Annotated in this window: 24 protein-coding genes and 1 other annotated feature; of the genes, 20 read left to right on the forward strand and 4 right to left on the reverse strand. The window is 28.6% G+C overall.

Annotation, left to right across the window (positions count from 1 at the left end; all coding sequences use genetic code 11):
- Positions 1–166: 166 nt before the first annotated feature.
- From QX51_RS10020 to QX51_RS10070, 11 genes are all read left to right on the forward strand, one after another.
- Positions 167–2011 (forward strand): TIGR03960 family B12-binding radical SAM protein, encoded by a 1845-nt coding sequence (locus tag QX51_RS10020; protein ID WP_039679779.1) that lies wholly within the window; start codon positions 167–169, stop codon positions 2009–2011.
- 2 nt (positions 2012–2013) lie between these two features.
- Positions 2014–2712: a TIGR03936 family radical SAM-associated protein gene (locus tag QX51_RS10025; protein ID WP_039679780.1), complete on the forward strand. Its 699-nt coding sequence runs from the start codon at positions 2014–2016 to the stop codon at positions 2710–2712.
- An 11-nt stretch (positions 2713–2723) separates the two neighbouring features.
- Complete coding sequence (locus QX51_RS10030) at positions 2724–4127, forward strand: Rne/Rng family ribonuclease (RefSeq protein WP_039679781.1); 1404 nt, start codon at positions 2724–2726, stop codon at positions 4125–4127.
- A 118-nt stretch (positions 4128–4245) separates the two neighbouring features.
- Entirely contained in the window at positions 4246–4560 is a 315-nt protein-coding gene (gene rplU, locus QX51_RS10035; RefSeq protein WP_039679782.1) for a 50S ribosomal protein L21, read from the forward strand.
- A 15-nt stretch (positions 4561–4575) separates the two neighbouring features.
- Positions 4576–4896, forward strand: coding sequence for a ribosomal-processing cysteine protease Prp (locus tag QX51_RS10040; RefSeq protein WP_039679783.1), 321 nt, complete (start codon positions 4576–4578; stop codon positions 4894–4896).
- A 13-nt stretch (positions 4897–4909) separates the two neighbouring features.
- Positions 4910–5200 carry a 50S ribosomal protein L27 gene (gene rpmA / locus QX51_RS10045; protein WP_039679784.1) on the forward strand — a complete coding sequence of 97 codons (291 nt, stop codon included), beginning with the start codon at positions 4910–4912 and terminating at the stop codon, positions 5198–5200.
- Between the two features lie 88 nt (positions 5201–5288).
- Complete coding sequence (gene obgE, locus QX51_RS10050; protein WP_039679785.1) at positions 5289–6566, forward strand: GTPase ObgE; 1278 nt, start codon at positions 5289–5291, stop codon at positions 6564–6566.
- A gap of 25 nt (positions 6567–6591) precedes the next feature.
- Positions 6592–6963, forward strand: coding sequence for a YhbY family RNA-binding protein (locus QX51_RS10055; protein WP_039679786.1), 372 nt, complete (start codon positions 6592–6594; stop codon positions 6961–6963).
- Positions 6964–7178: 215 nt separating this feature from the next.
- Positions 7179–8240 carry an ABC transporter substrate-binding protein gene (locus QX51_RS10060; protein WP_039679787.1) on the forward strand — a complete coding sequence of 354 codons (1062 nt, stop codon included), beginning with the start codon at positions 7179–7181 and terminating at the stop codon, positions 8238–8240.
- Between the two features lie 163 nt (positions 8241–8403).
- Positions 8404–8886 (forward strand): DUF2975 domain-containing protein, encoded by a 483-nt coding sequence (locus QX51_RS10065; protein WP_039679788.1) that lies wholly within the window; start codon positions 8404–8406, stop codon positions 8884–8886.
- Positions 8887–8895: 9 nt separating this feature from the next.
- Positions 8896–9111: a helix-turn-helix domain-containing protein gene (locus tag QX51_RS10070; protein ID WP_039679789.1), complete on the forward strand. Its 216-nt coding sequence runs from the start codon at positions 8896–8898 to the stop codon at positions 9109–9111.
- Positions 9112–9238: 127 nt separating this feature from the next.
- Here the strand turns inward: QX51_RS10070 and QX51_RS10075 are convergent, their stop codons facing one another.
- Together QX51_RS10075 and recX are read right to left on the reverse strand one after the other, a co-directional pair.
- The gene (locus QX51_RS10075; RefSeq protein ID WP_039679790.1) at positions 9239–10159 is read right to left on the reverse strand and encodes a ribonuclease Z; all 921 of its coding nucleotides are present in this window, start codon (positions 10157–10159) and stop codon (positions 9239–9241) included.
- Positions 10160–10384: 225 nt separating this feature from the next.
- The gene (gene recX, locus QX51_RS10080) at positions 10385–11026 is read right to left on the reverse strand and encodes a recombination regulator RecX (protein WP_039679791.1); all 642 of its coding nucleotides are present in this window, start codon (positions 11024–11026) and stop codon (positions 10385–10387) included.
- A 237-nt stretch (positions 11027–11263) separates the two neighbouring features.
- Here recX and nadD point away from each other — a divergent pair, with 237 nt between their 5' ends.
- The 8 genes from nadD to argH all read left to right on the forward strand — a co-directional run bounded on the left by nadD (position 11264) and on the right by argH (position 20113).
- Positions 11264–11953 carry a nicotinate-nucleotide adenylyltransferase gene (gene nadD / locus QX51_RS10085; RefSeq protein ID WP_139044981.1) on the forward strand — a complete coding sequence of 230 codons (690 nt, stop codon included), beginning with the start codon at positions 11264–11266 and terminating at the stop codon, positions 11951–11953.
- Positions 11954–12523, forward strand: a complete 570-nt coding sequence (yqeK, locus tag QX51_RS10090; RefSeq protein ID WP_039679792.1) for a bis(5'-nucleosyl)-tetraphosphatase (symmetrical) YqeK — start codon at positions 11954–11956, stop codon at positions 12521–12523.
- Between the two features lie 188 nt (positions 12524–12711).
- Entirely contained in the window at positions 12712–13062 is a 351-nt protein-coding gene (rsfS, locus tag QX51_RS10095) for a ribosome silencing factor (RefSeq protein ID WP_039679802.1), read from the forward strand.
- A 36-nt stretch (positions 13063–13098) separates the two neighbouring features.
- Positions 13099–13288 (forward strand) — a binding site (T-box leader).
- 112 nt (positions 13289–13400) lie between these two features.
- Complete coding sequence (gene leuS / locus QX51_RS10100) at positions 13401–15821, forward strand: leucine--tRNA ligase (protein WP_039679793.1); 2421 nt, start codon at positions 13401–13403, stop codon at positions 15819–15821.
- 179 nt (positions 15822–16000) lie between these two features.
- On the forward strand, positions 16001–16384 hold the full coding sequence (locus QX51_RS10105) for a RidA family protein (RefSeq protein WP_039679794.1): 384 nt from the start codon (positions 16001–16003) through the stop codon (positions 16382–16384).
- A gap of 118 nt (positions 16385–16502) precedes the next feature.
- The gene (locus tag QX51_RS10110; RefSeq protein ID WP_039679795.1) at positions 16503–17768 is read left to right on the forward strand and encodes a cation:proton antiporter; all 1266 of its coding nucleotides are present in this window, start codon (positions 16503–16505) and stop codon (positions 17766–17768) included.
- Between the two features lie 117 nt (positions 17769–17885).
- Positions 17886–18725: a Cof-type HAD-IIB family hydrolase gene (locus QX51_RS10115; protein ID WP_039679796.1), complete on the forward strand. Its 840-nt coding sequence runs from the start codon at positions 17886–17888 to the stop codon at positions 18723–18725.
- A 71-nt stretch (positions 18726–18796) separates the two neighbouring features.
- Positions 18797–20113 (forward strand): argininosuccinate lyase, encoded by a 1317-nt coding sequence (gene argH / locus QX51_RS10120; RefSeq protein ID WP_039679797.1) that lies wholly within the window; start codon positions 18797–18799, stop codon positions 20111–20113.
- Between the two features lie 30 nt (positions 20114–20143).
- Here argH and QX51_RS10125 read toward each other — a convergent pair whose 3' ends face one another.
- Positions 20144–21442, reverse strand: coding sequence for a D-alanyl-D-alanine carboxypeptidase family protein (locus QX51_RS10125; RefSeq protein WP_039679798.1), 1299 nt, complete (start codon positions 21440–21442; stop codon positions 20144–20146).
- Positions 21443–21521: 79 nt separating this feature from the next.
- On the opposite strand from QX51_RS10125, the gene QX51_RS10130 reads away from it, so the two are divergent.
- Positions 21522–22154 carry a helix-hairpin-helix domain-containing protein gene (locus QX51_RS10130; protein ID WP_039679799.1) on the forward strand — a complete coding sequence of 211 codons (633 nt, stop codon included), beginning with the start codon at positions 21522–21524 and terminating at the stop codon, positions 22152–22154.
- Positions 22155–22220: 66 nt separating this feature from the next.
- Here QX51_RS10130 and QX51_RS10135 read toward each other — a convergent pair whose 3' ends face one another.
- Complete coding sequence (locus QX51_RS10135) at positions 22221–23264, reverse strand: FAD:protein FMN transferase (protein WP_039679800.1); 1044 nt, start codon at positions 23262–23264, stop codon at positions 22221–22223.
- Positions 23265–23351 lie beyond the last annotated feature (87 nt).

Genomic DNA, 23351 nt, shown 5'->3' on the forward strand with positions numbered 1-23351 from the left:
AGATAAAGTTGTTCTAAAATAAGTATAATGAATAATAATAGCGCGATAATATAAGTAATAAGGTAATTATATGGTTGAAATTAAAAAATTTTGATACGAAATATTTTATAGTGTATAATAAAATTTATGTGAAATACAATTAGTTTATCGGAGGTTTCAATATTAGATGGATAAAGCAGAATTTAGAAAAATTTTAAAAAAAGTAGAAAAGCCTGCTAGATATTTAGGTAATGAAGTAAATTCAATACATAAAGATACTAGCAAAGAGGGGTTAATAAGATATGCACAATGCTTCCCGGATTTATACGAAGTAGGGATGAGTCACTTGGGAAGTCAAATCTTATATAGAGTATTAAACAGTGACGAAAATGTTTACTGTGAAAGAGTTTACTCTCCAGCAATAGATATGGAGGAGATATTAAGAGAAAAAAACATACCTCTATTTGCAATAGAATCAAGAGAACCTATAACAAACTTTGATTTTGTTACATTTACTCTTCAATATGAACTTTCTTACACAAATATATTAAACATATTAGATTTAGGAAAAATTGAAGTATTAGCAAAAGATAGAAAGTTAGACGATCCATTTATAATGGTTGGAGGACCTTGTGCTTACAATTCAGAACCTTTGGCAGACTTCGTGGATATAGTAATCCTTGGTGAAGGTGAAGAAGTTAACTTAGAAGTGTTAAACCTATATAAAGAGTGGAAGAAAAATAAAACAACTAGAGAAGACTTTTTAATGATGGCATCAAAAATAGAAGGAGTTTATATACCAAGTTTTTATGATGTTACATATAATGAAGATAAAACAGTAAAAGAAACTGTTCCAAATAGAGAAGGAGTACCAGCTCATCCAAGAAAAAGAATAATAAAAAATATGGATGAAGTTCCTTATCCAGAAGCATTAATAGTTCCTTATATAGAAACTGTTCATGAAAGAGTAGTTTTAGAATTGTTCAGAGGATGTACTAGAGGATGCAGATTCTGTCAAGCTGGGATGATTTATAGACCTATAAGAGAAAAGAGTATAGAGACATTAAAAACATCTTTAGATAAATTAATAAAGAGCACTGGATACGATGAAGTATCATTATCTTCATTATCAACTAGTGATTACTCTAAGTTAAGTGAACTTACAGATGTTCTAATAGAAGAATATGCAAGTAAAAATATAGGTATATCTTTACCATCACTAAGACTTGATAACTTTACAATGGAAATAGCGGAAAAAATACAACAAGTTAGAAAATCAGGTCTTACATTTGCACCAGAAGCAGGAACTCAAAGAATGAGAGATGTTATAAACAAAGGTGTAAGTGAAGAAGATTTAAAAAATGCTACTACAAAAGCTTTTGAAATGGGATGGCATAGCGTAAAACTTTACTTCATGATTGGTCTTCCAACAGAAAGATATGAAGATTTAGATGGAATAAGAGACTTAGCTTACGATGTTATAGATACTTATAGAGAAGTACATGGTGGAAAGCTATCAAGAAAATTCGGAGTAACAGTAAGTACATCAACATTTGTTCCAAAGCCATTCACTCCATTCCAATGGCACCCACAAGATACAGGTGATGTAGTAAGAGAAAAACAACAATATTTAGTTAAAGCTCTAAAAAATAGAGATATAAGATACAACTATCATGATTCGAAAACAAGCTTAATGGAAGCTGTAATATCTAGAGGTGATAGAAGAATAGGTAAAGTCATTTATGACGCTTTCAAAGCTGGAGCTAAATTTGATGGATGGTCAGAATACTTTAACTTAGATATATGGACTGAAGCTATGGAGAAAAATGGATTAGATATAAGTTGGTATGCTCACAGAGAAAGAAGTTACGATGAAGTATTTGCTTGGGACCACATAGATGTAGGTGTATCTAAGAAATTCCTAATAAGAGAAAATAATAAAGCGAAAGAAGATGCAGTTACACCAGACTGTAGACATAGATGTAATGGTTGTGGGATAAATACAACTGATTTAGGAAGGGGGCTATGCTAATTATGAGTAAGTTGATTAGAGCTAAATACAAAAAAGAAGATGATATGATATTTATATCTCATCTTGACTTACAAAGACTTTTACAAAGAGCTTTTAGAAGGGCAGAAATAAATTTATCTTATTCTCAAGGATTTAACCCTCATCCAAAGATGAGTTATGCTAATGCCTTAGCATTAGGAACAGAAAGTCAAGGAGAATATGTAGACATAGAAATAGAAGATGATATATCTGTTGAAGAATTTTTACAAAGAATAAACGAAGAATTACCAATAGGTTTAGAATTTATAAAAGCAAAAGAAATAACTCCACAAACGCCAGCTCTTGCACAAGAAATAGTATATGGAGAATATTTATTTAACATAGATTTAGAAACTCCTTTAAGCAAAGAACTGGTAAAAACTAGAGTATTTGAGTTTATAACAAGTAAATCAATAATGATAAGTAAGAAAAATAAAAAAGGTAAGATGGTAGAAGTTGATATAAGACCAATGATTAAAACTTTTGACCTAGTTGTATTAGACGATAATAGAGCGACTTTTGAAGCTATTATATCAACAGGATCTAAAGCTAACTTAAATACTAATATATTTGTACCAGTGCTACTTGGAATATTAGATATAGATATGGATCCAAAAGAAGTTGAAATAATAAGAAGAGACCTTTATAAGATAGTAGATGGAGAATTAGTAACTCCATTATAGTGAGGATAATAATGAAAAAAATAATAATTGAAACCTTAGTATCATCAGAAAAAACTGCCATAGTTGAAGATGATAAACTTGTAGAATTATTAATAGAAGAAAATGAAAAAAATAAATTAGTATCTAACATATATAGAGGAATAGTAAAAAATGTAAAAGCAGGCTTAGAGGCCTGCTTTGTAGATATAGGCATGGAAAAACTAGCTTATCTTCCTCTAAAAAAAGATTCTAATATAAAATCTGGTATGGATATTATGGTTCAAATTAATAAAGAAGCAGTGGGAACAAAGGGACCGAAGTTAAATTTAGAAGTGAGCCTATCAGGTCGATATTTAGTTTATATACCAACTAATGATAGAGTAACTATATCTAATAGGCTTCAAGACGAAGAAGAACGATTTAGACTTAAAAAGATTGTAAAAAAACTTGTGGGAAAAGATTGTGGAATTATAATTAGAACAGAAGCTGCTGGATGTAGAGAAGAAGAATTAGAAAAAGATTTTATAGAATTAAAAGAAAAATATGACTCTATTACAAAAGAGTTCAAGTTAGGCATAGGACCTAAACTACTATACAAAGAGTTAGATGCATCAACTAAATACATAAAAGATAATGTAAACGAAGATGTTACAGAAATTGTAGTAAATAACAATAATAAATACGAAGAAATAAAAAATATCTTAAAAACTATTAATAAAGATTATTTAAACAAACTAAAAATAATAGAGAATCAAGATATTTTTGATTTATATAAAGTACAAAGTCAAATAGATAAAGCACTTGGTAAAAAAGTATGGTTAAAAAGTGGTGGTTATTTAATCATAGAAAAAACAGAAGCTTTAACTGTAATAGATGTTAATACAGGGAAGTTTACTGGAATATCTAATAGAGAAGACACAGTATATAAAACTAATGAAGAAGCATGTATAGAAATTGCTAGACAGTTAAAACTTAGAGATATAGGTGGAATAATCATAATTGACTTTATTGATATGGTTAAAAAGAAAAATAAGGAAAACTTATTAAGATCTTTAAACTATTATCTAGGAAAAGATAAAAGAAAATCTGAAGTATTAGGACTCACAAGATTAGGTCTTGTGGAAGTAGCAAGGCGAAGAGAAAGAAATTCAATAAGTGAGTACTATTTAGATGAATGTGGTATTTGCAATGGAAATTCATCAACAAAATCAATAAACTATATTATGGATGATTTGGAAAAAGAAATAAGTAGAATAAAATATCATACATGCTATAATGATATAACAGTTGAACTTAACCCCTCAGTAATTAACAAAATTAAAGTTAATTATATGGGCCTAATTAATAAAATAAGTAAAAAATATGAAATGAACATTTTACTAAAAGAAAATAAAGAAGTGGCTTATGAAAAATATAAAATTATTTTTGTAAGCTAGTTGACATTTTGTTCAATAAGTAGTATTATTTATAACTGTAATGCCGCACAGAAAAGGTGAAAATTTTCCTTTGGAAATACCTTGATGGCGAGTTCTTAGACCGAGGAGGTGTATATTAATGTACGCTATAGTTAAAACAGGTGGAAAGCAATACAAAGTTGCTGAAGGTGATGTATTATTCGTTGAAAAGTTAGAAGCACAAGCTGGTGAAGAAGTAACTTTAAACGAAGTATTAGCTTGTACTAATGCAGAAGGAGAACTAGTTGTTGGAGCTCCAGTTGTAGAAGGTGCTTCTGTTACTGCTAAAGTAGTAGAGCAAGGAAAAGCTAAGAAAATAGTAGTTTACAAGTATAAAGCTAAAAAAGACTACAGAAGAAAACAAGGTCATCGTCAACCATACACTAAGATAGTTGTTGAAAAAATAAACGCTTAGTAATAGGTTAATGAAATGATAAAGATAAAATATCATTATACAGACGATTTCAGACGTAAAGGTTTTACAATAAAAGGACATGCTGATTTTGCTCCAATAGGACAAGATATTGTTTGTTCAGCAGTGACTTCTAATGCAATTGGAGTTATCAATTCATTAGATAGATTAGCAAAAGTAAAATTTGATTCTGTAATAGGCCAAGAAGGTTTTATTGAATGTCTAGTTCACGAAGAAAGTTTAAATGAAAAAACTGATTTATTACTAGAACATTTTGAATTAACAATGAAATCAATCCAAAAGGATTATCGAAACAATATAAAAATCTTAAAAAAGTAGGGGGTGACTCCAAATGTTAAACATGAACTTACAATTATTAGCATCTAAAAAAGGGGTAGGGTCTTCTAAAAACGGTAGAGACTCAATCGCTAAAAGATTAGGTGTTAAAAGATATGACGGACAACTAGTTACTGCTGGTAGTATAATAGTAAGACAAAGAGGTACTAAAATACATCCAGGAACTAATGTAGGTAAAGGTGGAGATGACACTTTATTCGCATTAATAGACGGTACTGTTAAATTCGAAAGAAAAGACAAAAAAAGAAAAAAAGTAAGTATATATCCAGTACAAGTTGCTGAATAATAAAGGGAGAGGAGTGTATTTACACTCCTTTTCTTTTTAAATAATGAGAATTTGAATAGAATGCAAATTCTAATAGGAGGTGCCACTTTTGTTTATAGATAAGGCAAGAATATTTGTCAAAGCTGGGAATGGTGGAAACGGTGCAGTATCATTTAGAAGAGAAAAATATGTTCCTGCAGGTGGACCAGATGGTGGAGACGGAGGAAGAGGCGCTAGTGTTATATTTGAAGTTGATAACGACTTAAGAACACTAATGGACTTTAAATACCAAAGAAAATATGTAGCTACTCCAGGTGGAGATGGAAGTAAAAAAAGACAAGCTGGAAAAAATGGTGAAGACTTAGTTTTAAAAGTACCAGCTGGAACAATAATAAGAGATGAAGCTACTAATAAAATAATAGCTGACTTAAAAGCAGAAGGAGATAGAGCTGTAGTTGCAAGAGGTGGAAGAGGCGGAAAAGGAAACCAACATTTTGCCAACGCAGTAAGACAAGCTCCTAACTTTGCTAAATCAGGAACTGATGGTGAAGAAAGATGGGTTATATTAGAGCTTAAAATGATAGCTGATGTAGGATTATTAGGATTCCCTAACGTAGGTAAATCTACATTTTTATCAGTAGTTACAGCTGCTAAACCTAAAATAGCAAACTATCACTTTACAACATTAACACCAAACCTTGGTGTGGTTCAAACTAAGTTTGGAGATAGTTTTGTATTAGCTGATATACCAGGACTTATAGAAGGTGCTGCTGAAGGAGTTGGACTTGGTCATGACTTCTTAAGACACGTAGAAAGAACTAAAGTATTAATACATATAGTTGATATTTCAGGACTAGAAGGTAGAAATGCTTTAGAAGATTTTGATAATATAAATGATGAACTTAAATTATACAATGAAAAATTAGCTACAAGGCCTCAAGTTGTAGTAGCCAATAAAATAGATATACTTGAAGATGAATCTGTCTTTGAAGAGTTCAAAGTAACTTTAGAAGAAAGAGGATATAAAGTATTCAAAATGTCTGCAGCTACAAGAGAAGGTGTAGATGATGTTATATCTTATGTTTCTCAAATATTAAAAGATGCTGAAGATATAGAACTTGTTTCTGAAGACGAATTATATGTACCAGAATTAGATTCAGCTGAAGAAGAAGGGTTAAATGTTGAAATAGAAGATGGAGTATATGTGGTTACAGGTAAATCACTTAGAAGAATTATGTACTCTGTCAACTTTGAAGATATGGAATCTATTCAATTCTTCCAAAAAACTATGGAATCAGAGGGGGTATTTGATAAACTTAGAGATATGGGAATTGAAGACGGAGATACAGTTAAGATATACGATATAGAATTTGAATTCTATGACTAAAATTTAATATAAAAGAGGTGACAATATGTTAAACGGAAGACAAAGAGCATATTTAAGATCTTTAGCAAACACTTTAAAACCTATAACTCAAATAGGAAAAGAGGGTGTAACAGAAAGTTTCTTAGAGCAATTAGATGCAATGCTTGACTCAAGAGAATTAGTTAAAGTAACTATACTTGAAACAGCAGGGATAGATACTAAAGAAGCAGCGAATGCTATATGTAAAGCATTAAGAGCTGAGTTCGTTCAAGCTATAGGTTTTAAATTTACATTATATAGAAAGAATGTAAAAGAACCAAAAATATTATTCCCAGGTCAAAAAGCTTCAGTTAAAAAAGTAACAGAAGAAGGTATGACTAAAAAAGGAAAACCAACTAAGAGATCTCAAAGAAGATAATAGTTGCTAAAAGGCGAGCTTAAATTAAGTTCGCTTTTTTTGTGTAAAGATATAAAAATGAAAAAATGATTATATTGTAGAATGTGATATACAAATAAATCATAAATTATACTATGAGGTATTGTGTGTTTTATTAAATTAGACTAATTAAAAAAATAATGGTATAATCCAAAAGAATATTAAATATTAAAATAAAAAATGTTAGGGAGTGAAGTATGAAGAAACTAATTAAATTATTTAGCTTATCAATTTGTATAGTCATTATGGGTATTTTTTTTGTAGGATGTAGTAATAAACAAAGCACTCAAGAAATTAATTTCTATAACTATGGAGAAAATATAGACGATGAAACAGTAAAAGAATTTGAACAAAAATATAATATTAAGGTTAATATTGAAACTTTTGATGATATGGAAGCTATGTATTCGAAAATTAAAAGTGGAGCAGGTAAGTACGATGTTGTTTTAGTATCAGATGCTTTGATGCCAAGGATGATAGATCAAAAGCTTATCCAAGAAATAAATAAGGATAACATACCTAACATATCTCAAATGGATGAAGAATACTTAGACCTAGAAATAGACCCAGGGAATAAATACTCAGTACCATATATGTTTGGAACAGTAGGGCTTATATATAATAAAGATGTAGTAAAAGAAGAAGTGAATAGTTGGGATATACTATGGAATGAAAAGTATAAAGATAGAATATTTATGTTTGATACATATAGAGACACTATAGGTGTAGCACTAAAAAAATTAGGTTATTCTTTAAACTCAACTAATCAAAAAGAAATAGACGAAGCAAAAGAATTGCTACTAGAACAAAGAAAATTAGTTAAGCCTTTATATGGTGTAGATAATGGTACTACTATGATTCCAGCAGGAGAAACAGATATAAATATGATATGGTCTGGTGAAGGTTTAAATTTACAAGACGAATACCCAAATTTAGTTTATGTAGTTCCTGAAGAAGGTGCAAATTTCTGGATTGATAGTTTATGTATACCTAAAAATGCTAAAAATGTGGAAGGTGCTGAAAAGTTTATAAACTTTGTAAGTGATAAGAAAAGTGCCCTTAGAATAGCTGATGAAATAGGATATACAACTCCTAACAAAGAGGCAAGAAAAGAACAACCAGAAAGTGTTAGAAATAATCCAAATGCATATATGCCTACAGAAATAATGAATATATGTGAAATTTACAAAGATTTCCCATTAGATGTAAAAAAAATGTATGATAAAGCATGGATTGCAATAAAATCAGATGAACAGTAAAAATAAGGAAAGGCAGATGATTAAGCCTTTCTTTTTTCTTTGTTGAAAATTTAATGTATTAATCTTTTATGATAAAAATATATTAAAATTCAATATTAATTTATTGAAAAACGATATACAACCTGTTATTATAATAATATAAAAATAAAAGGGAGTGTAAATTATGTTAAAAAATGCAACAAAAACAAAAAGTGTATTGAGTACTTCATTAATAGTAATATTTTTCATGCTAGGATTGATTCTCTTAATGACAGTGATTATGGGTATTCCATATATTTTTAATAATATTAAAGATACAAATACGATAGTTCATGGAATTGGAGCATTTGTAATAGGGATTACATATTTTATGATGATTATTTCGTTATTAGAAATAGTAAGTAGCTCTAAAGTTAACATATTTATAAAGTCAAATGTAAAGCAGTTTAAAAGAATAGGTTGTTTATTACTTATAAACTTAGGCATAGACTATGTTTTTAGTATAATTTATGGTGTTAGTGGAATGAGATTTGTAGATTTGGCTCCAGGAGTTTTTATAACGCCAAGCATGTGTATATATTTTATAGCAGGTCTTTTATGTTTTGTAATAGCAGATGCTTTTGATCAAGCTATTACAATAAAAGAGGAAAATGAATTTACTGTATAGGAGATAATTATGGCTATAATAGTTAACTTGGATGTAATGATGGCAAAAAGAAAAATGTCTCTGAAAGATTTAGCGGATAAGATAGATATTACTAATGCTAATTTATCCATATTGAAAAATAATAGAGCTAAGGCTGTTAGGTTTACAACTCTAAATGAAATATGTAAAGTTTTAGAGTGTCAGCCAGGGGATATACTTGAGTATATAGAAGGTGAGGAAGTATAATTAGGGACTATATGAGGTGAATAATACTATAAGGTATGGTATACATAAAATAGAACCTTGTATAAATAAGGTATTAGAATTAGAAAATATTCAATAAAAATAGTGCTCATTATATTGAGCACTATTTTTAATCTTCGTAATTTAAAGATAAGGATAACCTATCTTCTCCGACTATAGTATTTGGAAATATTCTTGTAGCATTTTCTAAGTATTTATTAGGATTTTCTAAAGAAGGACTAAAGTGTGTCAAGAGTAGTTTTTTGACATTTCCCAAAGATGCTAAGCTAGCAGCCTCTGTAAAAGTCATATGTTTGTTTTTTACAGCCTTTGAAATGTCCATGTCGTCTCCATACATGGCTTCACAGACGAATAAATCACTGTCAGCTATGAAGTCAGGTATAGTAAGTAAAAATCTAGTATCTGTAACAAAACTAATTTTAATACCTTTTCTATTATCACCAAAAACCATATCTGAAGTGTACATTTTTCTATCATAAAAAACAGAATCAGTCTTTTGTAGTCTACTCCATAGGGCTTGAGGAACATTATTTAATTTAGCTTTTTCCATATTAAATTTAGGAGTTCTTTTAAAATATAAACTATATCCTAAACATTCAGTAGAATGATCTAATTCTAGAGTTGAGACTTCTAAATCCTTAAAAACAGGATGATTTTCTAGTACAAAAGTTTCTTGTGGATTTTCTACTATATGTAGGTTATAAGGTAAATATTCAACAAGAACTTTTATAGCCTTCATAGCTTCTATAATTCCATTAGGACCAATAATAGTTAAATCTTCAGTTTTGCCACTATTACCCATAGTAGATAGAAGACCAATAAGACCTATTATATGATCACCATGAAGATGAGTTATTAAAATCAAATCGATACCTTTAAAACCACAATTTTTCATTCTCATTGATACTTGAGTTCCTTCGCCACAGTCTATTAAAATTTTTTTCCCTTTATAATTAATAAATAAAGAGGAAAGGTTTCTATTAGGCATAGGTACATTACCACCACATCCTAGCAAAACTAAATCTATCATATAAATTCTCCTTATATATATTTATTTTAAAATAACAATTACTAATTATAGTTTTAACAAAATATATTATAAAATATATTTTATTTAAAAAAGAGATTATTAAATAATCTCCCTTTATCTATCTTCTTTGTATAATTGTTTAATATTATAAATTGATAATAGTACACAAAGTATGGCAATAACAGTTTTCATAGTACCTCCTAAAGTATAATATAGACTTATATCTTAATAATCATCATTATAATCACTTTTAAAAATTTTATTTAATACGCTTTTAATTATATCATAATTAAAGCCTTTATAAGCAAGGTGATTGGCAACTTTGGCATAAGCTTTTTTAGGAACTTCATTTTTTACTCGTTCATATCTTTTTTCTGCCAAATAAAGAGCATTTTCAAATTCAGCATCTACATCAATTTCAGAGATTGCTTCGTCAATGGCAGATTTTTCAATACCTTTATTATAAAGATTTTGTTTTATTTTATTTTTTCCATATTTGTTTAGATTTATATTAGTATTTACAATTTTAGAAGCCAATTCATTGTCATTAATAAAATTATATTTCTTTAAAAAATCAATTATATCATCTACAACATCTCCTTCAAAATCATCTAATAATTTTTCTCTTATTTTTTTCTCAGACTGACTAGCTTTAGATAAAATATTTAAAGCTTTATTTTTACCTTTTAAAAACATTTCATCTTTTAAAATTTGTCTAAGATTATCTTCTTCTATATTGTCACCTTTTTTTAAGTTAAAAGTAAATACTAATTCTTTATAAATTGCCATGAAAAATTTTTCATCAACATAAATATTTACTCTATCCTGGTTTTTTTTTTGAGCTTCGATTTTTGTTATTACAGACATATTCAGTCTCCTTTAGATTAAATTTAATGTTTAAAGTTAAATAAATGTTAAAAATCACTTGTTATATGATTGAAATTATTATATATATTAATATAGTGAATAAATTTTACAATTAAAGTATAAATATAGATAATTTAGTTAATAAAAATATATATTTATGATTATATACTAAAAAAGGAATTTTTATATTATAAACTTAATTGTTATAGAAAAAAGGGAGTAAAAAGGAGAATAATAATGAGGATTGAGGATATAGTTATTGAATCTATATTGAAAAATAATGAGAAAATGGCAGAATTTAGGGACAGTGCTCATAATTTAAGAATAGGAATATTAGGAGGGACATTTGACCCTATACATTATGCTCATCTAGCAACGGTGGAATTTATAAGAGGCAAATATAATTTAGATAAAGTTATTTTCATACCTTCTGGTAATCCTCCTCATAAATTTTGGAATATAACTGATAAAAAAGATCGTTATGAAATGGTAGTGCTTGCTACTGTGAAGAATGAAAATTTTGTGGTTTCTGATATGGAAATTGAGAAAGTTGGAAAGACTTATACTATAGATACTTTGAGAGAGTTAAAAAAGACTTATCCAACTTGTGAATTATTTTTTATTACAGGAGCAGATGCCATATGTGATATAGAAGCTTGGAAAGATGTAGCTGAAAATTTCAAACTAGCCACCTTTATAGCAGCAACAAGACCGGGGATAAGTCTGCTTAGAGCTCAAGATTATATAGAAAAATTGGAAAATAAATATAATGCAAAAATTATAAATGTATATGTACCTTCTTTGGATATATCATCCACATATATAAGAGATCAATTGAACTTAGGAAAATCTGTTAGATATTTAATACCTGAAAATGTGGAAGCATACATAAAAGAAAAAGGCCTATACAATTTTGGAGTTGAGTAAATGAATTATAAAGAAATAGAAAACGTATTAAAAAAAATGCTACCTGAGAGAAGGTTAGAACACTCTCTAAATGTATCGAAGTGTGCAGTGAAATTAAGTGAAATATATAAATGTGATAAGGAAAAGGCAGAGATTGCTGGACTTGTGCATGATTGTGCTAAATATTTTACAGATGAACAAATTGAAGATTGTGTAAGAAAGTTTAACATAGAGTTAGATTCTCTAGAAGTGAATAATATAGCATTATCCCACAGCATTATAGGTTCTTATGTAGCAAAAGAAGTATTTAATATTGATGATGAAGAAATTATAAATGCAATTAAGTATCATACTACGGGTAGAGAAAACATGTCTCTTTTAGAAAAAATAATATATATGGCAGATTTAATAGAAGAAGGAAGAAAATTTCCAAGAGTAGAAGAATTGAGAGAGCTAACTTTTAGTGGAAAGTTAGAAGAAGCTTTAATTTTATCTTTCAATAATACTATAAAATTTGTAATAGATAATAATCAATTAATACATCCAAGGACTGTAAGCGCAAGAAATTATATATTAAGAAATATAATATAAATATATATTTGCTATGTATAGAGTGAATTTTTGAACAAGAAGGTTGTCTGAATCAATTACGAGAATATCTCGTTGTCGATATGAGTGTAGCAAATTTTTATTTTGTATATATAATAGTAATAATATGAATATTTGTGATATAATAACTAGGTAGTTTTAAAATTGAAAGGAGACGGAATATGACTAACATGACTGTTGAACAAATGGCAAAGATTGTTTATGATGCAATTGATGATAAATTAGGTCAAGATATATCAATAATAAATATAGGGAAGGTATCTTCTCTATGTGATTATTTTGTTATAGCAACTGCTGGGTCTACAAGACAAGTTAAAGCAATAGCAGATAATGTACAAGATGAATTAACTAAGTACGGGATAGAACCAAGATCAAAAGAAGGATACGAAACTCAAACTTGGGTATTACTAGATTATGGTGATATAATGGTTCACGTATTTGACGAAGAAAATAGAGGATTTTATAATTTAGAAAAGTTATGGAAAGATGCTCCATATGTTGATGTTGACACTTTAGTATAAAGATGTTAATATTATAGAAAAATAAAGCTTTAAATCAAATAAGTTAGAGTAGTAGGAAATTTTGTTTATTTCAGAGAGTTAGTGGTAGCTGTGAACTAACATAAACTGTTTTTGAACTTGCTAACATAAAATTATTTGGCCGTAGTTGGCATAAAGACTATCTAAGAGAGTTTACTTTTGTAAACTAATTAGGGTGGTACCGCGAAAATATATCCTCGTCCCTAAACGTAAAGTTTAGGACGGGGATTTTTTATATAATTAAGAAATTCTAAAATTTCTTGATTTGGACAAAATAATAATTATGGAAATTATTACAGAAAATACTTAGGAGGTAAAGCATGAGCGTTTACAATTTTAAAAAGATTGAAGACAAGTGGCAAAAAACATGGGTAGAAAATAATCAATATAAAACTGACACAACAGATTCTTCAAAACCAAATTACTATACTTTAGAGATGTTCCCTTACCCATCTGGAAATATACATATGGGACATGTTAGAAACTACTCTATAGGTGACGTAGTCGCTAGATTCAAGAAAATGGAAGGGTACAATGTACTTCATCCAATGGGGTGGGATTCATTTGGTTTACCAGCTGAAAATGCTGCTATAAAACATGGAGTACATCCACATAAATGGACTATGGCGAACATAGAAGACATGAAAGGTCAATTAAAATTATTAGGATTAAGTTATGACTGGGAAAGAGAAGTAGCGACTTCTACTCCAGAATACTATAGATTTACACAAGAAATATTCTTAAAATTCTTAGAAGCAGGTCTTGCTTATAAGAAAAAATCTTTCGTTAACTGGTGTCCGTCTTGTGAGACAGTTCTTGCTAATGAGCAAGTTGTTGGAGGACTTTGCGATAGATGCGATAGCGTAGTTGTAAAAAAAGACTTAGAACAATGGTACTTTAAAACTACTGCATTTGCTGAAGAATTATTAAATGACTTAGATACTTTAGATGGATGGCCAGAAAAAGTTAAAACAATGCAAAGAAACTGGATTGGAAAATCTAATGGTGCTGAGTTAGTATTTGATATAGATGGAAATGATAAATCTATGACTGTTTATACTACTAGACCAGATACTACATATGGTGTTACTTTCATGGTTTTAGCTCCAGAAAGTGAATTAGTTCAAGAATTAGTTGTAGGAACTGAATATGAAGCTGATGTTAATGCTTTCATAGCCAAAATGCACACTAAGACAGAAATAGAAAGAACTGCTTCTGATGTAGAAAAAGAAGGTATGTTCATAGGTAAATATGTTATAAATCCAGTAAACGGTAAGAAGATACCAGTTTGGATAGCAAACTACGTATTAGCTGATTATGGTACTGGTGCAATAATGGCAGTTCCAGCTCATGATGATAGAGATAAGGAATTTGCTGAAAAATACAATTTAGATATAATACCTGTTATAGATGAACATAATAAAATGATAAATTCAGAAGAATTCGATGGAATGGATGCTTCAGAAGCTTTTGAAAAAATAGTTGAAAAACTTGCTAAAGACAACAGAGGTAAGAAGAGTACTAACTATAGATTAAGAGACTGGTTATTATCTAGACAAAGATACTGGGGATGCCCAATACCAGTTGTTTACTGTGATGATTGTGGAATAGTACCAGTAGATAAAAAAGATTTACCAGTATTACTTCCTACAGATGTTGAATTCACAGGAAAAGGAGAATCTCCACTTACTACGTCTAAAGAATTCGCAACTACTTCTTGTCCATGTTGTGGAAAAGAAGCTAGAAGAGAAGTTGATACTATGGATACATTTGTAGATTCATCTTGGTATTTCTTAAGATATATAGATCCTAAAAATACTGAAGAACCATTTAGTAAGGAATTAGTAAATAAATGGATGCCGGTAGATCAATATATAGGTGGGGTAGAACATGCTATAATGCATTTACTTTATGCTAGATTCTTTGTTAAAGCATTCAAATCAATGGGTATGTTAGACTTTGATGAACCATTTAAAAACTTACTTACTCAAGGTATGGTTTTAATGGATGGAAGTAAAATGAGTAAATCTAAAGGTAACACTGTATCACCAATAGAAATAATAAATAAATATGGTGCAGATACAGCTAGATTATTCGTATTATTCGCAGCTCCACCAGAAAGAGATTTAGACTGGTCAGAACAAGGTGTTGAAGGATGCTTCAGATTCTTAAACAGAGTTTATAGATTAGTTGATGAATTAGCTGAAATAGCTAATTCAAATGCAGAAGTTAAAGCTGTAACTAAAGAAGATAAAGCAATGAGACTTGTAATACATTCAACACTTAAGAAAGTTACTGCTGATTTAAGTGAAAAATTTGGATTTAATACTGCAATAGCGGCATTAATGGAATTAATAAATGAAATGTACAAATATAAAGAATTAGATACTAGAAATGATGGAATAATCAGAGAAGGTATTGAGACAATAGTAACTATACTTGCACCATTTACTCCTCACTTAGGTGAAGAATTATGGACTATGATAGGTAAAGAAGGTAGCGTATTTGACATAAGCTGGCCTAAATACGATGAAAAAGCTTTAGTTCAAGATGAAGTAGAAGTAATAGTTCAAGTTAATGGGAAATTAAGAGCAAAAGTAGCTATGGATGCTAACATATCAAGAGAAGATATGGAAAAAATGGCTTTAGAAGATGCAAAAGTTAAAGCTGCAATAGAAGGAAAAAATGTAGTAAAAGTTATTGCTGTTCCTAAAAAATTAGTAAATATAGTTGTTAAATAAAATCTACTTTATATTATATAGACTTATAAGAAGAAATAGAGCTAAAAATAAATCATTAGCTCTATTTTTCTTTATTAAACAAAATAATTATAAAAATAATATATACAATTCTTTTTATGGGTAGTATAATAGTAGAGGAAAATGTTTTTAATCATTATATTTTTTAGGAGGTAAAAAACATGAAACATCAAGTTATACATACTAACAATGCACCAGCTGCAATAGGACCATACTCTCAAGCAGTTAAAGCTGGAAATTTATTATTCGTATCAGGACAAGTTCCTTTTGTACCAGAAACAATGGAAATAGTTGAAGGAGATGTTCAAGCTCAAACTAGACAATCATTAACAAATGTACAAAATATATTAAAAGAAGCTGGAGCTGACTTCTCAGATGTAGTTAAAACTACAGTATTCATAAAAGATATGAATGAATTTGCTCAAATAAATGAAATATATGCTGAATTCTTCGGTGAAAACAAACCAGCTAGAGCTTGTGTTGAAGTTGCTAGATTACCAAAAGACGTTAAAGTTGAAATAGAAGTAATAGCAGTTGTTGAATAATAAAAAATATAACATAAATTTAACAAAAATGACCATCACAGATGGTCATTTTTTATTTATAATTAATACTATATAAAAGCATTAGTTTGTTAAGAGATATGAAAAAGGAGATGGGGGTATGGAAACATCCATTCATGCAATAGCATGTAATAAGTTATTAATTTTATTTGCCACTATAGCAATTACTGGGATTATATGCAGTAAAGGGAGTGAGTTAATAAATATACCAGACGTAGTGCTGTTTTTAATAGTAGGTATTTTATTGGGACCATCAGTTCTTAAAGTTATTGATATTTCTCAATTTCAATTGGAAAATCAATTGATATTAACATTTGGATCTGCATTTATTTTATATTTAGGTGGAAAAGAAGTAAGTTTGAAGGTGCTGAAAAACGTTAAAATATCAGTATTTCTTTTATCGACCTTAGGGGTAGTAATATCATCCTTTTTTATGGCTAAAATTGTAGGGTTTAATTTTCAAATTGGCTTTATGACATGCCTTTTGGCAGGATCAATAATCGCATCTACAGATCCAGCAACAATTGTACCAATATTTAATCAAGTTAAAATAGATAAAAAAGTTAAACAAACTGTAATTAGCGAATCAGCGCTAAATGATGCCACAGGAGCTATAATGACAGTTGCCATATTGTCTATAATTATGGGTGGACATTTTTCTATGGAAGAAAATATATACAATCTTTGTATTATGGTTATCGTTGGAGTAATTGTAGGTTTAATTACAGGATTAGTTTTATTATTTTTAGTTAATGATAGCCCAAAAGGGATATTTAAAGATTATACACCTATAATATCAATCTTATCAGTAATAATAGCATATGAACTTTCTACTTACTTAGGTGGAAGTGGATATATGTCATGTTTTATAGTAGGTTTGGTTACAGGTAATAAACAGAATTTTAAAATGTGGCTTAGCCAAAAGCATTATGATGCTGATTGTAACGTGGTAGAAACTGTAGGTACAATTTGTAGAATGTGTATATTTATAATCTTAGGTAGCCAAGTTCAACTTAGTGAATTATTTAAATATTTTATACCTTCACTATTATCTGTTTTAGGGTTGATATTTATAGTAAGACCTGTATGTGTGCTAGTTTGTACATTGGTAGACAGAAAGGCTAAGTGGAATAAAAAGCAAATATTATTTATGATGTGGGTAAGAGAGACGGGAGTTATACCAGCAGCTCTTTGTGGAATAATTACGTCAATGAAAGTTCCGGGGAGTGAAATAATATCATCTATAGTATTTATGACTATATTAATTACACTTATATTACAAGGAAGTACAACGAAATTATTAGCTAAAAAGCTAGGTTTATTAGAGCTAGAAGTTGTTACAAATGAAGATGAAATAACAAATTAAGCTTAATAAAAATATAGTATAAATTATTTTATATTTATACTATATTTTTTAATTTCAAGGTTTTTTATTTATATGATAAAATATAACATAACTAAATAAAAAAGAGGTAAAGTTATTATGAAGAATTATAAATTAATAGTGACAGATATGGATGGAACTGTTTTAGGAGAAAATCATCAAATTACAGATGAAAATAAGAATGCTTTGAAAGAAGCAGAAAAAATGGGGATTAAAGTAGTTTTTGCAACAGGAAGATTTCATGACTCAGCTAAAGATCATGTAAACTTTCTAGAGGAGGTAATGCCTATAATATCCTCTAATGGATCTATAATTAAGCATCCAATCACAAATAAAGTTTTATATTCAAATTTTATAGATAGAGATATATGTTTGAAAATAATGGATATTATAGATGGATATAACCTTAGATATCAGATTTATACAGATGAGAAAATACTTCAAAAATATGAAACTGAAGAAGAAATGATATTTATGAAAGAATTTATTGCAAAAAATTTCTCTGATAAGACTGAAATAATATTTAAAAAAGATTTAAGAGAAGATATTAAAAATAGCAGTGTGTTAAAGTTTAATATTATGGAAATGGAAAAAACAGAATTATTAGATCAAGCTAGAGTTGATTTAACATCCATAAAAAAAATAGAAATTACATCATCATGGAAAAATAATTTAGAAATAATGAGCGAAGGTAGTCATAAAGGAAAGGCTATAGAGTATCTATCGGATTTATTAGGAATAGATAGAGAAAGTATTATAGCATTTGGAGATAACTACAATGATTTGTCTATGATAGAATTTGCAGGAACTGGTGTAGCAATGGGAAATGCAGAGGAAGAAGTGAAAAAAATTGCTAATCATGTTACTAGTAGAAATGGAGAGAGTGGAGTAGCAAAAGCTATTAATAGTTTAGTTTTACAAAAAGTTGTTAGTGCGTAGATAAGACTTATGATACTATTATAAGAAATATAAACTAATGTGAAATTTCATGTATTAAAGGGGGAAAATGAATGAAACTTTGGGGAGGACGTTTTAGAAGTGAAGAAAATAAGTTAATGGAGGAATTTAATAAATCATTTGGCTTTGATTCAATCTTATACAAAAAAGATATTGAGGGAAGTTTAGCCCATGTTTATATGCAAGTGAAAGTTAATTTGTTAACTGAAGAAGAAGGTAAAATAATAATTGAAGGTTTGAAATCTATAGAAAAAGATATTGAAGATGGGAACTTGTCTCTTATTGGAAATTATGAAGATATTCATAGTTTCATAGAGATTAACTTAATTAAAAGAGTAGGAGATGTGGGTAAAAAACTACATACTGGAAGAAGTAGAAATGATCAGGTAGCTGTAGACATGAGATTATTTGCAAAGGAAAAGTGTAAAGAAATTATTTCTTATGTGGAAAATCTAAAAGATACTCTTAAGGAAGTAGCGGATAATAATCCTATTATTATGCCAGGTTATACTCATTTGCAAAGAGCTCAAGTAGTTACTTTTAAACATCATCTTATGGCATACTATAGTATGTTGGATAGAGATAGTAAGAGATTAAATAATGCTTTGGAAATTTTAGATGAATCTCCTTTAGGATGTGGGGCTTTGGCTGGAACTACTCATAATATTGATAGAAATGTTACTTGTGAAAAATTAGGATTCAAAAAGCCTATGGATAATTTTATGGATGGTGTAAGCGACAGAGATTATTTATTGGAGCTTATGAGTGACTTTTCTATAATAATGATGCATCTAAGTAGACTTAGTGAAGAACTAATAATTTGGAGCTCTCAAGAGTTTAAATTTATTGAATTAGATGATTTATATTCTACTGGTAGTTCAATAATGCCACAAAAGAAAAATCCAGATGGTGCAGAATTAATAAGAGGAAAAACAGGAAGAGTATATGGAAATTTAATTTCATTATTAACTGTTATGAAGGGACTACCGCTAGCTTATAATAAAGATATGCAAGAAGACAAAGAAGGTTTTTTTGATAGTGTAAATACACTTTCTATGTGTCTTCAAATAATGGAAAGAATGATAGCTACATTAAAGCTTAAAGAAGATAATATGAAAAAAGCTGTTAAAGGTGGATTCTTAAACGCTACAGAGGTAGCAGATTACTTAGTAAATAAAAATGTACCTTTTAGAGATGCTCATGGGATTGTAGGGCAAATCGTAATTTATTGTGAAGATAACAATAAAACCATAGAAGATTTATCTCTAGAAGAATTAAATAGTTTTTCAAAAGTTTTTGATAAAGAAATATATGACTTCATTGATTATGAAAATATATTAAACAAAGGTATAAAGAAAAATTTAAAATAAAAAATAAGATGGATTATCCATCTTATTTTTTTATTTTCTACGGAAAGTATTCGATTTTCTTTTTCTGATTTGTCTTTTCTTTATTATTCTAGAAATTATAAAAATAATAAATAAAGTAATTAAAGCTAAAGCAACTTTAAGTGAATATTTTACAATAGTGTTTTCTGTAATAAATCCAAAGACACTATTTAAGTTATTTTTTGCCACTAAATTTATAGTTTTTTCTAAAGTTTTTTCGTTATATACATCTAGAGTACCTACTTTATCACCTTTTTTAACAGGGAGGTTATAGTCTAAATTAACTTTAGCAGTATAATTCTCAGAAGCCTTACTACCTTTTTCTAAAACGATTTTATAGTTGAATTCAGGTTCATAAAGTAGCTCTTTTTCTTTTGTAAATAGAACTCTTTTACTCCTAGTATAATCAGATTTGTTGATTATTGTTTGGTTATAATAATTATCAAATGCATAATCTATAAGGGTTCTAGAATCTACATATACATCTGTACCAAAATCTTTGAATACTGCAGAGATAACTCTCATACCGTTTTTCACAGCACTTGACAATAAGCATCTTCCAGCATCATCAGTATAACCTGTTTTTATTCCATCTACTATATCGTATTTTATATCTACAGACTTTCCTTTGTATTGAATTTTTTCAGTTGAAGTTAAAAACTTATTTGTATTAAAGAAAGTTCTTTTTATAAAACGTTTACTAGTAGGTGTATCATTCATTTCAAACGTTATTGATTTTGTGCTAACTATCTCTCTAATAAGCTCATTACTCATAGCTTCCCTTGCCATTAAAGCCATATCATAAGCTGTTGTATAATGCTCTTTGTCGGGTAATCCATGAGGATTATTAAAATGAGTATTTTTTGCTCCTATTGCCTTTGCTTCTTTGTTCATTAAGTCTGCAAAAGTTTTCGTAGATTTTGATACATATTCAGCTAATACTTCAGCAGCATCGTTTGATGAATGTATTAGTAATCCTTGTAATAATTCCCTAACTGTAAATATTTCCCCTTTTTCTAAATACATACTTGAACCATCTACAGAAGGATCCTTATGAATCTCAACAGGATCATCCAAATTTTTTACATTTTTTATAACTAAATAAGCAGTCCATATTTTTGTTGTTGATGCTGGATATATTTTTTTATTCCCATTCTTCTCGTAAAGTACTTTACCTGTTTCGTAGTCTAATACTACTGAATTAGGTGAAGAAATAGATAGATCCTTGTTATCAGCAAATGCAGAAATTGGACCTGAAAAAGTTGTTATAGAAAGAATAAATACTAGTAAAAAAGATAAAAACTTTTTCATAGGTAACCTCCCAATTTTAATCTTGTATTTTAGTATATCATATTTTTGTTAATAATTAAATTGAGGAGGGATAAAAATAGTGAATAAGAAGAAAATAATTATTTTTATATTAATATTATTCATATGCCCAATAGGGCTAGTTATCAAGGATAAACTTGAATCTAAAGATGATATATATGTTTTAACAGAAGAAGAAAAATCATCAGATGAAAGTATGGAAGAACAAGAAATTAAAAAAGAAGAAAATAATATTACTGATAAAAAAATAACAGTATATGTTAGTGGTGCAGTAAATAAACCTGGAATAGTGACTTTAAATGAGGGCGATAGACTTGCTAAAGCTGTAGAAAAAGTTGGTGGAACAACTAAAAAAGCAGATTTAAATGGTATAAATATGGCTATTAAATTACAGGATGAAATGCATTATATAGTCCCTAGAATAGGAGAGGTAGTTAAAGATAGCGCATCTGAGGTTGTAAGCGAGGGGAATTTTAATCAAGCTGAATCATCAAAAACATCTCAAATAAATATAAATACCGCTACCATAGAAGAACTTGATAAACTACCTGGAGTAGGAGAAGCTACAGCAAATAAAATAGTAAACCATAGAAGTGAGAATGGAGAGTTTAAATCTATTGAAGAAATTAAAAATGTAAATGGAATAGGAGATAAAAAGTTTGAAGAAATGAAAAATCTAATATGCGTAAAGTAAAAATTTTGCTTTGCTTATATGAACAAGATAGTTGGTTCAAGCAAAGCAAATTTTTTATGAGGATTATTATTTACTAACAATAGTAAAATTATTATCAGTTAAATTGAATTTATTTTTCAAATTATTACTTAGGTATATTTTTTTATCCTTTGTAATAAAAATAGCATCAACACCATCTAAACTTTCAACTAAATTTAGACCATTTTCAACACCTAGACCGAAGGTTGTAGTAGATAAGGCGTCGCAAATAATTGATTTATCAGAAACAATAGTAACACTACTTAAATTATTGTTAAAAGGGTATCCAGTGTGTGGATCCAGCATATGATGATAAATTTTATTATTTTTTTCTAAATATCTTTCATAAATTCCAGACGTAACAACAGATTTATTTGAAACTTTAACATTTCCAATGGAATTACCACGAGGTTTAGTTGGGTCTTGAATTCCTATAGAGAAAGGTTGATTGTTTTCTTTGTTTCCAAGAACATAAATATTACCACCTAAGTTTATTAAAGCTCTTTCTAATTTTTCTTCTTTTAAATATTCATATATTTTGTCTGCGGCATAACCTTTAGCAATACCACCTAAATCAATTTTCATATTTTTTTTAGCTAGTTTTACAGAGTTATTATCGTCATCTAAAAGTATATCTTTGTAATTAACTAAAGATAGCTTATCTTTAATTTCTTTTTCAGCAGGTATTTTTGCGTTTTCTGTGCCTATTGCCCACAAATCAATTATAGGACCTACACTAATGTCGAAAGTGTCGTTAGACAGGCTAGAAAAGTTTATAGATTCCTTTATAACGTAATAAGTATCAGAAGATACTTTTACATAAGCATCTCCGGCCTTGTTATTTATTTTAGATATTTCACTGGAAGTTATCTGAGAACTCATTTTATTATCTATATCTTTTAAAATTGCTTCACATTCTTTTAATATTCTATCTCCATCTTTTTTTGTAATATCATATAAGGTTATTTCATTTATAGTTCCTAAATTATAATATGTACTTGAATATTTATCTTCTTTTTTATTTGTAATTATCATAAAAAGAGAAAATAATATAACAATAACTATAATTACTGGGAGTTTTTTCTTATTCATAATGATTCCTCCAATTTTTTATGTTATATTTAATTTGATATTTATAATTATATCAATAATATTTACAAATATTATTAAATTGGTAAA

It is taken from the genome of Terrisporobacter othiniensis (assembly GCF_000808015.1).
GTDB classification, from domain to species: Bacteria; Bacillota; Clostridia; order Peptostreptococcales; family Peptostreptococcaceae; genus Terrisporobacter; species Terrisporobacter muris.